The sequence below is a fragment of the Citrobacter sp. Cf118 genome (assembly GCF_030334095.1).
In the GTDB taxonomy this organism is placed as follows: domain Bacteria; phylum Pseudomonadota; class Gammaproteobacteria; order Enterobacterales; family Enterobacteriaceae; genus Citrobacter; species Citrobacter freundii.
In genome coordinates, this window is the sequence record NZ_JAOWES010000087.1 from 893,394 (window position 1) to 907,968 (window position 14,575).

Annotated in this window: 11 protein-coding genes; 4 read left to right on the forward strand and 7 right to left on the reverse strand. The window is 49.6% G+C overall.

What is annotated here, in order from left to right:
• Positions 1-91: 91 nt before the first annotated feature.
• The 6 genes from ihfB to OGX67_RS19645 all read right to left on the reverse strand — a co-directional run bounded on the left by ihfB (position 92) and on the right by OGX67_RS19645 (position 6,524).
• Positions 92-376, reverse strand: a complete 285-nt coding sequence (ihfB, locus tag OGX67_RS19620; protein ID WP_003035780.1) for an integration host factor subunit beta — start codon at positions 374-376, stop codon at positions 92-94.
• A 159-nt stretch (positions 377-535) separates the two neighbouring features.
• Positions 536-2,209, reverse strand: a complete 1,674-nt coding sequence (rpsA, locus tag OGX67_RS19625) for a 30S ribosomal protein S1 (protein ID WP_003035776.1) — start codon at positions 2,207-2,209, stop codon at positions 536-538.
• 113 nt (positions 2,210-2,322) lie between these two features.
• Positions 2,323-3,006: a (d)CMP kinase gene (gene cmk / locus OGX67_RS19630; protein WP_003035772.1), complete on the reverse strand. Its 684-nt coding sequence runs from the start codon at positions 3,004-3,006 to the stop codon at positions 2,323-2,325.
• A 171-nt stretch (positions 3,007-3,177) separates the two neighbouring features.
• Positions 3,178-4,461: a 3-phosphoshikimate 1-carboxyvinyltransferase gene (aroA, locus tag OGX67_RS19635; RefSeq protein WP_003035768.1), complete on the reverse strand. Its 1,284-nt coding sequence runs from the start codon at positions 4,459-4,461 to the stop codon at positions 3,178-3,180.
• A 69-nt stretch (positions 4,462-4,530) separates the two neighbouring features.
• Positions 4,531-5,619, reverse strand: a complete 1,089-nt coding sequence (serC, locus tag OGX67_RS19640; RefSeq protein ID WP_003847007.1) for a 3-phosphoserine/phosphohydroxythreonine transaminase — start codon at positions 5,617-5,619, stop codon at positions 4,531-4,533.
• 212 nt (positions 5,620-5,831) lie between these two features.
• Positions 5,832-6,524, reverse strand: coding sequence for a DUF421 domain-containing protein (locus OGX67_RS19645; protein ID WP_003847009.1), 693 nt, complete (start codon positions 6,522-6,524; stop codon positions 5,832-5,834).
• 136 nt (positions 6,525-6,660) lie between these two features.
• Between OGX67_RS19645 and ycaO the strand changes: the two genes are divergently transcribed.
• From ycaO to pflA, 4 genes are all read left to right on the forward strand, one after another.
• On the forward strand, positions 6,661-8,421 hold the full coding sequence (ycaO, locus tag OGX67_RS19650; RefSeq protein ID WP_003035758.1) for a 30S ribosomal protein S12 methylthiotransferase accessory factor YcaO: 1,761 nt from the start codon (positions 6,661-6,663) through the stop codon (positions 8,419-8,421).
• 404 nt (positions 8,422-8,825) lie between these two features.
• Positions 8,826-9,683: a formate transporter FocA gene (focA, locus tag OGX67_RS19655; RefSeq protein WP_003035756.1), complete on the forward strand. Its 858-nt coding sequence runs from the start codon at positions 8,826-8,828 to the stop codon at positions 9,681-9,683.
• Positions 9,684-9,742: 59 nt separating this feature from the next.
• Complete coding sequence (gene pflB, locus OGX67_RS19660) at positions 9,743-12,025, forward strand: formate C-acetyltransferase (protein ID WP_003035753.1); 2,283 nt, start codon at positions 9,743-9,745, stop codon at positions 12,023-12,025.
• A 185-nt stretch (positions 12,026-12,210) separates the two neighbouring features.
• On the forward strand, positions 12,211-12,951 hold the full coding sequence (gene pflA / locus OGX67_RS19665; RefSeq protein ID WP_003035751.1) for a pyruvate formate lyase 1-activating protein: 741 nt from the start codon (positions 12,211-12,213) through the stop codon (positions 12,949-12,951).
• Between the two features lie 43 nt (positions 12,952-12,994).
• Here the strand turns inward: pflA and OGX67_RS19670 are convergent, their stop codons facing one another.
• Complete coding sequence (locus tag OGX67_RS19670; RefSeq protein WP_071697300.1) at positions 12,995-14,416, reverse strand: amino acid permease; 1,422 nt, start codon at positions 14,414-14,416, stop codon at positions 12,995-12,997.
• Positions 14,417-14,575 lie beyond the last annotated feature (159 nt).

Genomic DNA, 14,575 nt, shown 5'->3' on the forward strand with positions numbered 1-14,575 from the left:
TTAACTGGGATGAGGATTCCAGGATAGGCGCACAGAAATGAAAAAAGCACCCATGCGGGTGCTTTTCTCGGCGTTAAGTCTCGCTAAAAACTTAACCGTAAATATTGGCGCGATCGCGCAGTTCTTTACCTGGTTTAAAGTGCGGAACGTATTTCCCTTCCAGATCCACTTTATCGCCGGTCTTCGGATTACGTCCGGTGCGTGGTGCGCGGTAATGCAAAGAGAAGCTGCCGAAACCGCGGATTTCAATACGCTCGCCCTGCGCAAGAGTCGAGGCCATATGTTCCAGCATCTCTTTAACTGCATCTTCAACCGCTTTCGCGGGAATATGAGGTTGCTGGGTTGCAAGTCTTTCAATCAATTCTGACTTGGTCATGATTCCTCCGGTTCCTTAAAGGCATAATTAGCTGCTGCATTGATTAAGGGCGGCCGTAGCCGCCCTTTGTCATTGATTACAGGACGAATCCTGTAATCTGTCAAGCTACTCGTCATCCTTTGTGCCGTTAACAGCACAAAGGATTTAGAGCACTCGATATTACTCGCCTTTAGCTGCTTTGAAAGCTTCAGCCATTGCGTTGTTAGAGAAGTTAGCATCTTCCTGTTTGTTAACAGTTGCGATTGCATCTTTCTCATCAGCTTCGTCTTTAGCACGAACAGACAGGCTGATTGCACGGTTCTTACGATCAACGCCGGTGAATTTAGCTTCAACGTCGTCGCCTACGCTCAGAACCAGAGTTGCATCTTCAACGCGGTCACGTGAAGCTTCAGAAGCGCGCAGGTAACCTTCAACGCCGTCAGCCAGTTCTACGGTTGCGCCTTTAGCGTCAACTGCAGTGACTTTACCGTTTACGATTGCGCCTTTCTTGTTCAGTGCAACCCAGTTGTTGAACGGATCTTCTGCGAGCTGTTTAACGCCCAGAGAGATACGCTCACGCTCTGCGTCAACCTGCAGAACAACTGCTGCGATTTCGTCGCCTTTTTTGTATTCACGAACTGCTTCTTCGCCTGCAACGTTCCAGGAGATGTCAGACAGGTGAACCAGGCCGTCGATGCCGCCGTCCAGGCCGATGAAGATACCGAAGTCAGTGATAGACTTGATTTTACCTTCAACACGGTCGCCCTTGTTGTGGGTTTCCGCGAACTGCTGCCATGGGTTGTTTTTGCACTGCTTCAGACCCAGGGAGATACGACGACGTTCTTCGTCGATATCCAGAACCATAACTTCCACTACGTCGCCAACGTTAACAACTTTGGACGGGTGGATGTTTTTGTTGGTCCAATCCATTTCGGAAACGTGAACCAGGCCTTCAACGCCTTCTTCGATTTCAACGAAGCAGCCGTAGTCGGTCAGGTTGGTCACGCGACCAGTCAGTTTGGTACCTTCTGGATAACGCTTAGCGATAGCTACCCATGGATCTTCGCCCAGCTGTTTCAGGCCCAGAGATACACGAGTACGCTCGCGGTCGAACTTCAGCACTTTAACAGTGATTTCGTCGCCAACGTTTACGATTTCGCTCGGATGCTTAACGCGTTTCCATGCCATGTCGGTGATGTGCAGCAGGCCGTCAACGCCACCCAGATCAACGAATGCACCGTAGTCAGTGAGGTTCTTAACGATACCTTTAACTTCCATGCCTTCCTGCAGGTTTTCCAGCAGCTGATCGCGTTCTGCGCTGTTTTCGGATTCGATAACGGCACGACGGGAAACAACAACGTTGTTACGCTTCTGATCCAGCTTGATTACTTTGAATTCAAGCTCTTTGCCTTCCAGGTGCAGCGTGTCGCGGACCGGACGAACGTCTACCAGGGAACCCGGCAGGAACGCGCGAATACCATTCAGCTCAACAGTGAAGCCACCCTTGACTTTGCCATTGATAACACCAGTAACGGTTGCAGCTTCTTCGTAAGCTTTTTCCAGCGTGATCCAAGCTTCGTGACGTTTAGCTTTTTCACGGGACAGCAGGGTTTCACCGAAGCCGTCTTCTACTGCATCCAGAGCAACGTCAACTTCGTCACCAACCTGGATTTCCAGCTCGCCCTGGGCGTTTTTGAACTGCTCTGCCGGAATGGCGGACTCAGATTTCAGACCAGCGTCAACCAGTACTACGTCTTTGTCGATAGCAACAACAACACCACGAACGATGGAACCCGGACGGGTTTCGATTTCTTTTAAGGATTCTTCAAACAGTTGAGCAAAAGATTCAGTCATGTTTAATCTTCAGGTTTCATATTTAACGTCCACCTGGCTCCATGCCGGATGGGGTTGTTTAACATACCCGCTGTCAATCCATTGCAACGGGGGTACTGCAAATTCGGTCGCACTTAAGCGAGAGCCAGTTTTTGGCGCGCGTATTGTAACGCTTTTTCAATCACTTGCTCAATGCTTAATCGGGTTGAATCCAAAACTAAAGCATCAGCAGCAGGAACCAGCGGCGCTACAGCACGGTTACGATCGCGATAATCGCGTTCTTCGATCTCGGCCAAAAGGCGTTCAAAGTTAACACTAAAGCCCTTCTCCTGCAACTGTAGCATACGTCTATGCGCACGTTCTTGCGAGGAGGCGTCCAGAAAAATTTTCACCGGCGCATCCGGGAACACCACGGTCCCCATATCACGTCCATCAGCAATCAGACCTGGGGTTTCGCGAAATGCGCGTTGACGACGTAAAAGCGCTTCACGCACGCGAGGAAACGCCGCGACCTGAGAGGCGGCATTCGCCACTTCCTGAGTGCGTATTTCACCGCTGACATCCTCACCTTCAAGAATGACTTCAAGGTTGCCGTCTGTTGAGATAAAACGCACATCAAGGTGTGAGGCAAGCGGTACCAGAGCATCTTCAGATGTTACATCAACATGGTGATGTAACGCTGCGAGCGCCAGTACGCGGTAGATCGCGCCTGAATCTAACAGATGCCACTGCAATGCTTCCGCCATTGCCTTGCACAAGGTGCCTTTTCCTGCACCGCTTGGGCCATCAATGGTAATAACCGGGGCAATTGCCGTCATCTTTTTCTCCTTAAACGGGCGTACATTAACGTGAACGCCGCGCATTATACGCGCCAACGCCAACGATCGTTATCTTTGTGTGAAAAATGCAGAATCATTGAAGCTGAGTGTAGAATAAATAGGCAATCGGAGATGTCAGAATGTGCCGCACCCGAAAGTGCGGCAATGAAATCAGGCAGATGTACTAATACGCGCCAGCTGTTCGAAATAATCAGGGAAAGTTTTGGCGGTACATTTTGGATCAAGAATGGTCACAGGCGTGTCAGATAGCGCCACCAGCGAGAAACACATCGCCATGCGGTGATCGTTGTAGGTCGCGATGTCCGCAAATTGCAATGTTGCAGGCGGGGTGATGCGGATAAAGTCATGCCCCTCTTCCACTTCCGCGCCCACTTTGCGTAACTCCGTCGCCATCGCGAACAGACGATCGGTCTCTTTGACGCGCCAGTTGTAGATATTACGTAATGTCGTGGTGCCTTTCGCAAACAGCGCCGCCGTTGCAATGGTCATCGCCGCATCAGGAATATGGTTCATATCCATATCCACTGCGTTCAACTCGCCGCGAGTACAGGCAATAAAATCGTTGCCCCATGTAATGGTAGCACCCATTTTTTCCAGTACATCGGCAAAACGAATATCACCCTGCATGCTGTTACGACCAATCCCGGTAACTTTTACCGTACCGCCTTTAATGGCACCCGCCGCGAGGAAATAGGAAGCGGAAGAAGCATCACCTTCAACCAGGTATGCACCCGGTGACTGGTACTGCTGCTGCCCCTTCACGACAAAGCGCTGGTAGTTTTGATTTTCAATTTCAACACCAAACGTTTTCATCAGGTTCAGTGTGATATCAATGTAAGGTTTGGATACCAGGTCACCTTTAATTGCAATCGTCGTATCCTGCGGCGCAAGCGGCGCAGTCATCAGCAGCGCAGTGAGGAACTGGCTGGAAACGCTACCGTCTACCTCAACCTGGCCTCCGGTAAAGCCACCGCGCAGACGTAAAGGTGGATAGTTTTCCTGCTCCAGATAGTCAATTTTGGCTCCGCCCTGGCGCAGCGCATCAACCAGATGGCCTATCGGGCGCTCTTTCATGCGCGGTTCGCCCGTCAGCACGATGTCATTGCTGCCCAGACATAGCGCTGCGGCCAGCGGGCGCATTGCGGTTCCGGCATTACCAAGGAACAGTTCCACTGAGCCTTGCGCATGTAATGCACCACCATTGCCAATAATCTCGCAGCGGGTACGATCAGCAGAAAGGGTATAGCTAATCCCTAACACATTCAGAGCATTGAGCATATGGCGAACATCATCGCTGTCCAGCAGGTTGGTCAGGACAGTGGTGCCATTGGCTAATGCGGCCAGCAGCAAAGCGCGGTTAGAAACACTTTTGGATCCAGGCAGATTGATTGTGCCATCCACCCGCGCAATGGGTTGTAACGTCAGGGATTCCATGAAACTCGACTCTCAAAAACAGACATAAAAACCCCACAGACAGGCTGTGGGGATGAAAAGTACAGCAGATTAGCCGCGACGGCGTTCAAAATCGACCATGAAATCGGTCAGTGCTTTTACACCTTCAAGCGGCATTGCATTGTAGATGGACGCACGCATACCGCCGACCACACGATGCCCTTTCAGCGCGTGCAGGCCCGCAGCAAAAGACTCTTCCAGGAACAGTTTATCCAGTGCGCTGTCAGCCAGCTGGAACGGTACGTTCATGCGCGAACGGTTGGATTTCGCCACATCGTTACGGTAGAAATCGCTGTTATCAATTACGCCGTACAGCAGTTCCGCTTTTTGCTGGTTAATTTTATCCATTGCATTAACACCGCCCTGCTTTTTCAGCCATTTAAAGACCAGGCCAGACAGATACCAGGCAAAGGTTGGCGGTGTATTGAACATGGAGTCGTTGTCATTCAGCACGGTATAGTCGAGGATTGACGGGCATGATACATGAGCTTTACCCAGCAAATCTTCACGGACGATGACAATCGTCAGGCCGGCCGGGCCGATGTTTTTCTGTGCCCCGGCATAAATTACGCCGTAACGGCTAACGTCAAGCGGTGCGGAAAGAATGGTAGAGGACAGATCAGCCGTGACCACAACGTTGCTGGCAAAATTCGGTGTTTCATCGATCGCAATGCCATCGATAGTTTCGTTCGGACAATAGTGCAGGTACGCCGCGTTATCAGAAAGCTGCCATTCACTCATCGGCTTAACAGCACGCAGGCCGTCCACGGTGACTTTGGCATCAATAACGTTTGGCGTGCAGTATTTTTTCGCTTCTTTAATTGCACTGGCGGCCCAATAACCGGCATCGACGTAATCCGCGGTGGTTTTATCACCCAGAATATTTAACGGGATACCCGCGAACTGCCCACGACCACCGCCATGGCAGAACAACACTTTATAATTGGAGGGGATGCTAAGAAGATCACGAAAATCTTGCTCCGCTTCCTCGGCGACCTGGATGAATTCTTTGCCACGGTGGCTAATTTCCATCACCGACGTGCCAAGACCGTTCCAGTCGCGAAGATCCTGTTGAGCCAGTTTAAGTACTTCTGCCGGTAGCATTGCCGGACCTGAACTAAAATTAAAGACCTGAGCCATTTCCCCTCACCACGTTGTGTTGTTGTCCAATCAACATCCTGTCATTGACGATAATCCGGTGACAGACATTGGTATAAGTTATTCCTGTGGATATCGGTTTTATCATTCAGTGACACGCGCCGCAATGGGTAAAACTGACCAGGGTAAAAATGTGTCATTGGTCACACAACAGAATCTATCGGATTGACGGGTAAAAACCGAGATTTTTGCTGTCAGGTAACCCGTTTTGCCCGACTGGCCTTCGACCATTCTGGATTTGCACAGCGTGGACATAATTGATGATCTCCTGCGTTCATTTGCACCACTTCGCTACAACGTATACAGGCATAGTCCCCTGCTTCAGGCATTACTTTAAATCGTTGCGTACAGTGCTTAGGTAAAATACTGAGCCCCGGCTTTACGTCTTCATCGGCAAAGAAGTAGACACTGATTTGTCCATTCGTCTCCAGAATAGCCAGTTTCACCTGTCCCAATTGCTCCACGCCGTTCAAACGCAGTTCCATAAAGAATTCAAATTCCGTCATATTGGCACTATTGAGCTTTGACCATGCCAGCTCGCCATCTTCAATGATCACGACGGGTTTGCCCTCCAGCAAGTCCTCCATTTTTTCACTATGCGCCATCAGCCACATTACCAACCGATACAGCACAGCAAGAGTAATAAAAACCACCAGCACCGGCAGCATCGGGACATCGTCATAGAATGCCACGTCTCCCGCTGCAGAACCCAGCGTAAGGATGATCAGCACTTCAAAAAGCGACATCTGGCGTACGCCGCGACGTCCGGTGATTTTTAAAAACAGAAAAACCAATATGAAGGTGTAGAGACTGCGTAACGCAACTTCCCCCAGAAAATCCATGGGCACCTTATCAAGCGCCATACGGTGCAAATCGAAAGCTTTCATTAATATGCTCTAAACGTGGTTGGTTGTAAGAAAGCATAGCCAATGCTTTTATTTACGCCTGAGCTCCGGCGGCGATAGCGCCGTTCATTGAAAACCCGTATCATTGCGCGCTTTCCGTACGACAAAAGTGATTTTCATGACGCAAACATTTATCCCCGGCAAAGATGCCGCTCTGGAAGACTCCATCGCTCGCTTCCAGCAAAAATTGCTCGACCTCGGTTTTCAAATTGAAGAAGCCTCGTGGTTGAATCCCGTCCCTAACGTCTGGTCTGTACATATTCGCGACAAAGAATGCGCGCTGTGCTTCACCAACGGTAAAGGCGCGACGAAAAAAGCGGCGTTGGCTTCCGCGCTGGGCGAATACTTTGAGCGTCTGTCGACTAACTATTTCTTTGCGGATTTCTGGTTGGGCGAAACTATCGCCAATGGCCCGTTCGTGCATTATCCGAACGAAAAATGGTTCCCGCTGACAGAAGAAGACGATGTACCAGAAGGTTTACTGGATGCACGTCTGCGAGCATTTTACGATCCAGATAACGAACTGACTGGCAGCATGCTTATCGATCTGCAGTCTGGTAATGAAGAACGTGGCGTCTGCGGCCTGCCGTTTACCCGTCAGTCGGATAACCAGATTGTCTATATTCCGATGAATATTATCGGCAACCTGTATGTTTCTAACGGCATGTCCGCGGGTAACACGCCTAACGAAGCGCGCGTTCAGGGCCTGTCTGAAGTCTTTGAGCGTCATGTGAAGAACCGTATTATCGCCGAAAGCATCAGCCTGCCGGAAATCCCGGCCGAGGTGATGGCGCGCTATCCGGCAGTGGTGGAGTCCATCGCCACACTGGAAGCTGAAGGTTTCCCAATTTTTGCCTATGATGGCTCGCTGGGCGGTAAGTATCCGGTGATTTGTGTTGTCCTGTTCAACCCGACCAACGGTACCTGCTTCGCTTCCTTCGGCGCACACCCGGATTTCGGCGTGGCGCTGGAGCGTACCGTCACTGAACTGCTGCAGGGTCGTGGTCTGAAGGATCTTGATGTCTTCACCCCACCGACCTTCGACGATGAAGAAGTGGCAGAACATACCAACCTTGAAACTCACTTCATCGATTCCAGCGGTTTGATCTCATGGGATCTGTTCAAGCAGGATGCCGACTATCCGTTCGTTGACTGGAATTTCTCTGGCACCACGGAAGAAGAGTTCGCCACTCTGATGGCCATCTTCAATGCTGAAGATAAAGAAGTGTATATCGCTGACTATGAGCACCTGAGCGTTTACGCGTGCCGCATTATTGTGCCGGGAATGTCTGACATCTATCCGGCAGAAGATCTGTGGTTAGCCAACAACGCTATGGGCGCCCATCTGCGTGACACCATTCTCTCTCTGCCGGGCAGCGAATGGGATAAAGAAGACTACCTCAATCTGATCGAACAACTGGATGAAGAAGGTTTTGACGACTTCACCCGCGTGCGCGAGCTACTCGGTCTGGCGACCGGTGCGGATAACGGTTGGTACACCCTGCGTATTGGCGAGCTTAAAGTGATGCTGGCGCTGGCCGGTGGCGATCTGGAGCAGGCGCTGGTGTGGACAGAATGGACGATGGAATTTAACGCCTCCGTCTTTAGCGCGGAACGTGCAAACTACTATCGCTGCCTGCAAACATTGTTGCTGCTGTCTCAGGAAGAGGACCGTCAGCCGCTGCAATATCTGAACGCATTTGTCCGCATGTACGGCGCTGAGGCGGTTGAAGCGGCAAGTGCGGCACTGAGTGGTGAAGCTCCGTTTTATGGACTTCAGCCAGTAGACAGCGATCTGCAGGCATTCCCGGCACATCAGTCTCTGCTGAAAGCCTATGAGAAATTGCAACGCGCGAAAGCGGCACACTGGTCAAAATAGTGACAAACAACTTGCCTCGAGTAGGCTAAATGTATTGTCTGAGCTATATTACGGGGCGCTTAAAGCGCCCCGTTTTTTATTTTGGTCAAACCAAAAAATAAATGTAAAAACAAGGTTAAATATTAGTGGTTGATATTAAAAAAATTAGCTTATTAATGTGGTTTTTTATCTCAATTACTCCATTTTAATTAACCGTCCCATAGGAGGCTGAAAGAAAAAATTCAACTCACTTTATAATTTTTAAAATTTATTTTTATATGGATAATCAACATGTTACACCGTAATCGCATAAAAACCATGCGTCTTACGGGCCTATAAGCCAGGCGAGATATGATCTATATCAAATTCTCATCTATAATGCTTTGTTAGTATCTCGTCGCCGACTTAATAAAGAGAGAGTTAGTGTGAAAGCTGACAACCCTTTTGATCTTATTCTACCTGCTGCAATGGCCAAAGTTGCCGAAGAAGCAGGCGTCTATAAAGCAACGAAACATCCGCTTAAGACGTTCTATCTGGCAATTACTGCCGGTGTATTCATTTCAATTGCCTTTGTTTTCTATATTACCGCCACAACCGGCACTGGTACTATGCCTTTCGGCATGGCGAAATTAGTAGGTGGTATCTGCTTTTCCCTGGGGCTGATTCTTTGTGTTGTCTGCGGTGCAGACCTCTTCACTTCAACCGTACTGATCGTCGTTGCTAAAGCCAGTGGTCGTATTACCTGGGGTCAGTTAGCGAAAAACTGGCTTAACGTTTATGTCGGTAACTTGGTGGGTTGCTTGCTCTTCGTGCTATTGATGTGGCTTTCCGGCGAATACATGACCGCCAACGGCGCGTGGGGGCTCAACGTCCTACAAACAGCCGACCACAAAGTGCACCATACTTTTGTTGAGGCAGTAAGCCTTGGCATCCTGGCTAACCTGATGGTATGCCTGGCGGTATGGATGAGCTACTCGGGCCGCAGCCTGATGGACAAAGCGTTTATCATGGTATTACCGGTCGCAATGTTTGTTGCCAGCGGTTTTGAGCACAGTATCGCAAACATGTTTATGATCCCTATGGGTATTGTAATACGCGATTTCGCCACCCCGGAATTCTGGACCGCTGTTGGGTCTTCTCCGGAGAATTTTTCTCACCTGACCGTGATGAATTTCATCACCGATAACCTGATTCCGGTTACGATCGGTAACATTATCGGCGGCGGTTTGTTGGTCGGGTTGACATACTGGGTCATTTATCTGCGTGGTAACGATCATCATTAATCTGATGATGCCCATTACACGCAGTAAATAAAAAATCCACTTAAGAAGGTAGGTGTTACATGTCCGAGCTTAATGAAAAGTTAGCCACAGCCTGGGAAGGTTTTACCAAAGGTGACTGGCAGAATGAAGTAAACGTACGTGACTTCATTCAGAAAAACTACACTCCATATGAGGGTGACGAGTCCTTCCTGGCTGGCGCAACTGATGCGACCACTGCACTGTGGGACAGCGTGATGGAAGGCGTTAAACAGGAAAACCGCACTCACGCGCCTGTTGACTTTGACACCTCCGTTGCTTCTACCATCACTTCTCACGACGCTGGCTACATCAACAAAGCGCTCGAGAAGATTGTTGGTCTGCAGACTGAAGCTCCGCTGAAACGTGCGATCATTCCGTTTGGCGGCATCAAAATGGTTGAAGGTTCCTGCAAAGCGTACAATCGTGAACTGGACCCGATGCTGAAAAAAATCTTCACCGAATACCGCAAAACCCACAACCAGGGCGTATTCGATGTTTACACCAAAGACATTCTGAACTGCCGTAAATCCGGTGTTCTGACTGGTCTGCCAGATGCCTATGGCCGTGGCCGTATCATCGGTGACTACCGTCGCGTTGCGCTGTACGGTATCGACTACCTGATGAAAGACAAATACGCTCAGTTCGTCTCTCTGCAGTCCGATCTGGAAAACGGCGTAAACCTGGAAGCAACTATCCGTCTGCGTGAAGAAATCGCTGAACAGCACCGCGCTCTGGGTCAGATCAAAGAAATGGCTGCTAAATATGGCTGCGATATCTCTGGTCCGGCTACCAACGCTCAGGAAGCTATCCAGTGGACTTACTTCGGCTACCTGGCCGCAGTTAAATCTCAGAACGGTGCAGCAATGTCCTTCGGTCGCGTATCCACCTTCCTGGATGCTTACATCGAACGTGACCTGAAAGCAGGCAAAATCACCGAGCAAGACGCACAGGAAATGATCGACCACCTGGTCATGAAACTGCGTATGGTTCGCTTCCTGCGTACTCCTGAATATGATGAACTGTTCTCCGGTGACCCGATTTGGGCAACTGAATCAATCGGTGGTATGGGCGTTGATGGCCGTACTCTGGTTACCAAAAACAGCTTCCGCTTCCTGAACACCCTGTACACTATGGGTCCTTCTCCGGAGCCGAACATCACTGTTCTGTGGTCTGAAAAACTGCCTCTGAACTTCAAGAAATTCGCCGCTAAAGTGTCCATCGACACCTCTTCTCTGCAGTACGAGAACGATGACCTGATGCGTCCGGACTTCAACAACGACGACTACGCTATCGCTTGCTGCGTAAGCCCGATGGTTGTTGGTAAACAAATGCAGTTCTTCGGTGCGCGTGCAAACCTGGCGAAAACCATGCTGTACGCAATCAACGGTGGCGTTGATGAAAAACTGAAAATGCAGGTTGGTCCTAAATCTGAACCGATCAAAGGCGACGTTCTGAACTTCGACGAAGTTATGGACCGCATGGATCACTTCATGGATTGGCTGGCTAAACAGTACGTCACTGCACTGAACGTTATCCACTACATGCACGACAAGTACAGCTACGAAGCCTCTCTGATGGCGCTGCACGACCGTGACGTTATCCGCACCATGGCGTGTGGTATCGCTGGTCTGTCCGTTGCTGCTGACTCCCTGTCTGCAATCAAATATGCGAAAGTTAAACCGATTCGTGACGAAGACGGTCTGGCTATCGACTTCGAAATCGAAGGCGAATACCCGCAGTTTGGTAACAACGACTCTCGCGTTGATGACATGGCGGTTGACCTGGTAGAACGTTTCATGAAGAAAATTCAGAAACTGACTACTTATCGTAACGCTATCCCGACTCAGTCTGTTCTGACCATCACCTCTAACGTGGTTTATGGTAAGAAAACTGGTAACACCCCAGATGGTCGTCGTGCTGGCGCGCCGTTCGGACCGGGTGCTAACCCGATGCACGGCCGTGACCAGAAAGGTGCTGTTGCCTCTCTGACCTCCGTTGCTAAACTGCCGTTTGCTTACGCTAAAGATGGTATCTCTTACACCTTCTCTATCGTTCCGAACGCTCTGGGTAAAGACGACGAAGTTCGTAAGACCAACCTGGCAGGTCTGATGGATGGTTACTTCCACCACGAAGCGTCCATCGAAGGTGGTCAGCACCTGAACGTGAACGTCATGAACCGTGAAATGCTGTTGGATGCGATGGAACATCCGGAAAAATATCCGCAGCTGACCATCCGCGTTTCTGGCTACGCAGTACGTTTTAACTCCCTGACTAAAGAACAGCAGCAGGACGTTATTACTCGTACCTTCACTCAGACTATGTAATTGGTTTTGACTGAAATCGTACTTTAAAAAGCGTACAATAAAGGCTCCACGTAAGTGGGGCCTTTTTAATAGCCTGCTTTGTCAGCCATCTATACTTATGGATAGCAGCCAAAACAGACTCGACACAGTTAATAACTGTGCACTAACACTGGCCCCGGATGGGCCACACCTGGAGAAACACCGCAATGTCAGTTATTGGTCGCATTCACTCCTTTGAATCCTGTGGCACTGTTGATGGCCCGGGCATCCGTTTTATTACCTTCTTTCAGGGCTGCCTGATGCGCTGCCTGTATTGCCATAACCGCGACACGTGGGATACGCACGGCGGTAAAGAAGTTACCGTTGACGAATTAATGAAAGAGGTGGTGACCTACCGCCACTTTATGAACGCCTCCGGCGGCGGCGTGACAGCGTCTGGCGGCGAAGCTATCTTGCAAGCTGAATTCGTACGTGACTGGTTCCGGGCCTGTAAAAAAGAAGGTATTCATACTTGTCTGGATACTAATGGTTTTGTTCGCCGCTACGATCCGGTGATCGATGAGCTGCTGGAAGTCACCGACCTGGTCATGCTCGATCTCAAACAAATGAACGATGAAATCCATCAGAATCTGGTGGGTGTATCTAACCATCGTACACTCGAGTTCGCGCGTTACCTGTCCAACAAAGACATCAAAGTGTGGATCCGCTATGTTGTCGTACCTGGCTGGTCTGACGATGACGACTCCGCACACCGCCTTGGCGAATTTACCCGCGATATGGGCAACGTTGAAAAAATCGAGCTGCTGCCTTACCACGAGCTGGGCAAACACAAATGGGTGGCAATGGGCGAAGAGTACAAACTGGATGGCGTCAAACCGCCGAAGAAAGAGACCATGGAGCGCGTGAAGGGTATTCTCGAGCAATATGGACATAAAGTGATGTATTGATTTTTATGGTGGGTAACAGATACGTTACCCACCTGACTCTGCCTTAACGCCCTCTTCTCGCCAGTAACGGGAAAATCAATCCCAGTCCAACCAGCACAAATGGCGTCACAATATTCAGCGTGAGCTGGAATGTCCACTCTGGGGTGAAGGCTTCCATTTTCGGGAAAATCCCGGTCAGACAGGCAAATGCGGTAAAGGCAAAGCACCAGATCCCCACGGTCATCGCAAGCGATCGGTTGCGAATAAAGACATATTCCGATTTATATTTTTGCGCCAGACGAATAACGGCAATGAACGCCACAAACACCCATAAATAACGCAATGGCATCACGACAGAGTTAAGATTCAATAGCCATTTATACAGATTATTCATGTCGCCAATTCCCAGTGTTGGCAACATAATCAGAATCGCCACCAGCACCAGCGTCAGAATATAACCATTTACCGGCGTACCGGAAGCGTTGGTTTTACACAGGCTCTCGGGAATATATTTACGATCAGCATCACCCAGCAGAACTTTAAGCGGTGCATCAATAGAAAATACCAATGCCGCAATCTGTCCCAGCGTATTGGCAATCGCGTAAATAACCATCAGCGAATTACCCATACCATAATACTCGCCCAGTTTCTGGAAGGCGTAATATTGACCATTCGTCATCAGGTCATCTGGAATATGCCGGGAGTCAAACATCATTCCCATAGCCAGCGACCCGAGAATCGCACATACCGCCACCATAACAGCCAGAACGAGCATCCCTTTCGGAAATTCTTTGCCCGGATTACGTGTCTGATTAACGTATGGCGAAATTTTCTCCGCGCCGCCCACGGCAAAGACCAGCATGGAGATCGTGGTAATGTAGGTAAAATCAATGTGCGGGATAAACGATTCCCAGGTGATATTAGTTGTCGCTATCTGCACATCCGTAATTGCAGGCGCAGTTACCGCCATCACGACATACAAAATGGACATCACAAACATCGCGATGCCTGCAACTGACCCAACAATTTTCAGCGACTTCATGCCACGGGACGCAACCCACATGAAAAAGACAAACAGCGCCAGCGTCAGCCCCTGCAACGCCACGACGGTGTACTCTTTAATCAACGAACCATCGCCCTTCAGCGCCCATCCCACCGCAATCAGAATAGCCTGCGGTTTTTGCGCCAGATAAGGAATATGCACAACCCAATAGGTCCATGCAGCAAGATAAGCCAGCCCTGGCCCCATGGTATGTTTAATCCAGGTACTGACGCCGCCTTTGCCCTCTTTAAAAGTCGAGCCAAGCTGACCGACGATCAACGCATAAGGAACAAAATAGAGCGCGAAAATAAATATCCAAGAGGAGACAACAACTAATCCCTGATTAGCATAGTTGTTAACGACGTTGCCAAAACCCCAAACGGTAATAAAAGACATCAATGCAATGTTGTACCATCGCAATTGTTTTTCCTGCACACCAGCCATACGCAATCCTTCGTGGAAGCTTTATGATTATCAATAAATGAGGCGTGGGATTATGCGCGGTAAAATGAGCGAGCGGAAACGGCAGGATGTAAAACTATAACCTTCTGCACACTTTATTTTTAGGAAAGAAGTGTGTGATTAAATAATGCAGGTTCCCAT

What these genes read in the sequence shown, in the direction of transcription:
- OGX67_RS19645 (WP_003847009.1), bottom strand. Translation starts at nt 6,524, where the DNA reads ATGAAAGCTTTCGATTTGCACCGTATGGCGCTTGATAAGGTGCCCATG.
- serC (WP_003847007.1), bottom strand. Translation starts at nt 5,619, where the DNA reads ATGGCTCAGGTCTTTAATTTTAGTTCAGGTCCGGCAATGCTACCGGCA.
- rpsA (WP_003035776.1), bottom strand. Translation starts at nt 2,209, where the DNA reads ATGACTGAATCTTTTGCTCAACTGTTTGAAGAATCCTTAAAAGAAATC.
- ycaO (WP_003035758.1), top strand. Translation starts at nt 6,661, where the DNA reads ATGACGCAAACATTTATCCCCGGCAAAGATGCCGCTCTGGAAGACTCC.
- pflA (WP_003035751.1), top strand. Translation starts at nt 12,211, where the DNA reads ATGTCAGTTATTGGTCGCATTCACTCCTTTGAATCCTGTGGCACTGTT.
- aroA (WP_003035768.1), bottom strand. Translation starts at nt 4,461, where the DNA reads ATGGAATCCCTGACGTTACAACCCATTGCGCGGGTGGATGGCACAATC.
- cmk (WP_003035772.1), bottom strand. Translation starts at nt 3,006, where the DNA reads ATGACGGCAATTGCCCCGGTTATTACCATTGATGGCCCAAGCGGTGCA.
- ihfB (WP_003035780.1), bottom strand. Translation starts at nt 376, where the DNA reads ATGACCAAGTCAGAATTGATTGAAAGACTTGCAACCCAGCAACCTCAT.
- OGX67_RS19670 (WP_071697300.1), bottom strand. Translation starts at nt 14,416, where the DNA reads ATGGCTGGTGTGCAGGAAAAACAATTGCGATGGTACAACATTGCATTG.
- pflB (WP_003035753.1), top strand. Translation starts at nt 9,743, where the DNA reads ATGTCCGAGCTTAATGAAAAGTTAGCCACAGCCTGGGAAGGTTTTACC.